The organism is Chamaesiphon polymorphus CCALA 037, assembly GCF_003003845.1.
Lineage (GTDB): Bacteria > Cyanobacteriota > Cyanobacteriia > Cyanobacteriales > Chamaesiphonaceae > Chamaesiphon > Chamaesiphon polymorphus.
Genome location: NZ_PVWO01000636.1, coordinates 1 through 2,790, shown reverse-complemented (window position 1 = coordinate 2,790; position 2,790 = coordinate 1). Strand labels below are relative to the sequence as shown.

The following is a 2,790-nucleotide window of genomic DNA, read 5'->3' as shown; positions in this document are numbered from 1 at the left end:
ACTGGTAGTGCTGACAAATAAACGGATAGCAACCAGACACCCACAGATGAGCCAGAGCGAGCAGAAGTTAGACATCTACCTAAATTAACTCAGCTAATCTTCGATCGAGCGTTGTAATTTATCAGAGCTTTTTTAATGACACAAATAGAATCAATTCAACCAACAACCCAACAGTGGACGACAATCTGTCCACTAGGCCGAATTTTACCAAATACAGGCGTTTGTGCTTTAATAAACGGGCAACAAGTCGCCGTATTTAGAGTCGGTGAAGGAGAAGATGTTTACGCAATCGAAAATTACGATCCGTTTAGTAAAGCCTACGTTTTATCTAGAGGTATCGTCGGCGATCGTAATGGCGTTCCCAAAGTTGCATCGCCGATTTACAAGCAAAATTTTAGTCTGTTGACAGGCGAATGTTTAGACGATACCAATGTAAAGTTACAGACTTTTAACGCTAGAGTTGTCGATGGAAAAGTCCAAGTTAGTAGCTAAAATAGGCGATCGAGATTTGTACTTGAATCGTAATGAATACTGCACAGAAGGTATTATTTGCCTGCTTAAAAGATATCCCTCTTTTGCAACTCTCCGCAAGGTAAAATAAAATGCGATTGCTACATCCCTTATTTCAAAGAACTTTGAAGCTTTATTTGGCGATTCGCCAAGGCGACGCTACGCGAACGATAGCTCAACAGTTAGCATTTTCGAGAAAAGGTTATACAGCAAGGTTTTGGGATTACACTCTATGGAGAATGACAGAAGAGGGATAAATATGAAATGGCTGCTGTAAGTTGCTAACTTGCATATCTTCAAAATCCTAATTGCATTAATATCGCTAGCTGTATCTGTCTTGATTTGCGCTCGTTGGGAAACAAAGGCGTGCGCAAATCGCTGCGGTTAAAAAATCTAAATTAATATAATTGTCGATCGAGCCTTGCTAAAATACACCTATCTAGTTTGGTATAGTAGCCATGTTCCAATCCGAACTACGCAGATGCCTACCCTCTGCCGAAGAACTCCCCTGCTCCGACGATACCCCTGTGGATAGCGAACTCCAAGAATTAATACCTGGATTATTAAAATCGATTCTGCTGATTTTATGGGCACAGCGGATGGATTGGCTATTAGGCATCGATATGGCGATTTACTTCGATCCAGAATTACCACCGATCGTACCTGATGCCTTCTTGAGCTTAGGTGTAGAAAGAGTCTACGACGAAGAATTACGGCCTAGTTATGTGCTATGGGATGAGTTAATTGTCCCCAGCATCGTACTAGAAGTGGTCTCAACCACCTATCGACAGGAATATACTACTAAACTGAATCAATACGCCAATCTGGGGGTTCTATATTATGTAGTTTACAATTCCCAGCGGCGACGCAAACCTAAGCTAGAAATCTACAAACTGGTAGATGGTACTTACCAATTACAAAGTGGTAATCCTTTATGGATGACAGAAATTGGCTTAGGAATCGGCTACGAGCGGGGCAATTACAGCGGCGTAACCAGAGATTGGCTCTATTGGTACGACGAAAATAACCAACGTTATCTCACGCCAACTGAATTGGTAACACTAGAGCAGCAGCGTACACAGCTAGAAATCGACAAAACTAGACAGGCTCAAGCCGAGTCCAGACAAGCACGAGAGCGGGTGGCAAGATTAGCTGCAAAACTGAGAGATTTGGGAATCGATCCCGATGAAGTCTAGAATTAGCTTCGATACATATTAATTTAGATGAAATCTTATACTCTTGTTGCTCCAGCCAAAATCAATCTCCACCTAGAAATACTCGGCATCAGACCCGATAATTATCACGAACTAGTGATGGTGATGCAAACAGTGGATTTAGCCGATCGAGTCGATATCCACTCTTTGGGTACCGATAATATTATCCTGCACTGTGGTAACCCCAAAGTGCCACTCGATCGGACTAATTTAGCCTATCGTGCGGCTGAGTTGATGCAGCAAGAATTTCCCGACGCTTTTCTCGAAAATGGTGGCGTCGAAATTACCTTACACAAACATATCCCGATCGCGGCGGGCTTGGCTGGCGGATCGGGAAATGCCGCCGCCGTATTGGTTGGCATCGATTTATTATGGGACTTGGGGCTGACTCAGAGCGACTTGCAAGAATTGGGTTCTAGATTGGGTTCTGACGTGCCTTTTTGTATTTCGGGTGGCACTGCCATCGCGACCGGAAGAGGGGAAGTAATCTCGCCCCTACCCACCTTAGAAGGGATCTATGTGGTGCTGGGTAAGTATCAAAGTCTAGAGGTATCTACCCCATGGGCTTATAATGCCTATCGACGAGAATTCGAGCATGAATACGCACGCGAGCCTGCGGCTTTGGTCGATCGATCTCATCGCGTACATTCTGGAGACTTGGTTCGCGCGATCGCGGCTAAAGATGCCGTTAAAATTGGGCAGCGTCTGTATAACGATTTAGAAAAAGTGGTATTGCCTGCTTATCCGCTCGTGAATCAATTACGAAAAGAGTTCGAGCGTCATCCCAATTTAGGGACGATGATGTCCGGTTCGGGGCCGACTGTGTTTAGTTTAGCAGCCTCGCGGGAGCAAGCAGATACCATCTATCATCAAGTTCGTGCTGCTCTCCCCGATCCAGATTTAGAGCTATTTGTCACTCAATTTTGCGATCGAGGCGTCAGAGTAATTTAGTCGATCCAGTCCAATCGATCGTAAGTACTAGACGATTAGATGATAATAGCGATCGTTGCTAATTTAAAGTCCGATTTTTCTTGTTCCTGTCTCCCCGTCCCTCCGTCCCCCGTCT

3 protein-coding genes are annotated in these 2,790 nt (G+C 44.5%); all 3 read left to right on the top strand.

Annotated elements, in window-relative coordinates:
* The first annotated feature begins 135 nt into the window (after positions 1 to 135).
* The 3 genes from nirD to ispE all read left to right on the top strand — a co-directional run bounded on the left by nirD (position 136) and on the right by ispE (position 2,675).
* A complete protein-coding gene (nirD, locus tag C7B77_RS27555) occupies positions 136 to 492 on the top strand; it encodes a nitrite reductase small subunit NirD (RefSeq protein ID WP_106312583.1) in 357 nt (118 codons plus the stop codon).
* 476 nt (positions 493 to 968) lie between these two features.
* Positions 969 to 1,706 (top strand): Uma2 family endonuclease, encoded by a 738-nt coding sequence (locus C7B77_RS27550; RefSeq protein WP_106312580.1) that lies wholly within the window; start codon positions 969 to 971, stop codon positions 1,704 to 1,706.
* Between the two features lie 27 nt (positions 1,707 to 1,733).
* A complete protein-coding gene (ispE, locus tag C7B77_RS27545; protein ID WP_106312577.1) occupies positions 1,734 to 2,675 on the top strand; it encodes a 4-(cytidine 5'-diphospho)-2-C-methyl-D-erythritol kinase in 942 nt (313 codons plus the stop codon).
* Positions 2,676 to 2,790 lie beyond the last annotated feature (115 nt).

What these genes read in the sequence shown, in the direction of transcription:
- ispE (WP_106312577.1), top strand. Translation starts at nt 1,734, where the DNA reads ATGAAATCTTATACTCTTGTTGCTCCAGCCAAAATCAATCTCCACCTA.
- nirD (WP_106312583.1), top strand. Translation starts at nt 136, where the DNA reads ATGACACAAATAGAATCAATTCAACCAACAACCCAACAGTGGACGACA.
- C7B77_RS27550 (WP_106312580.1), top strand. Translation starts at nt 969, where the DNA reads ATGTTCCAATCCGAACTACGCAGATGCCTACCCTCTGCCGAAGAACTC.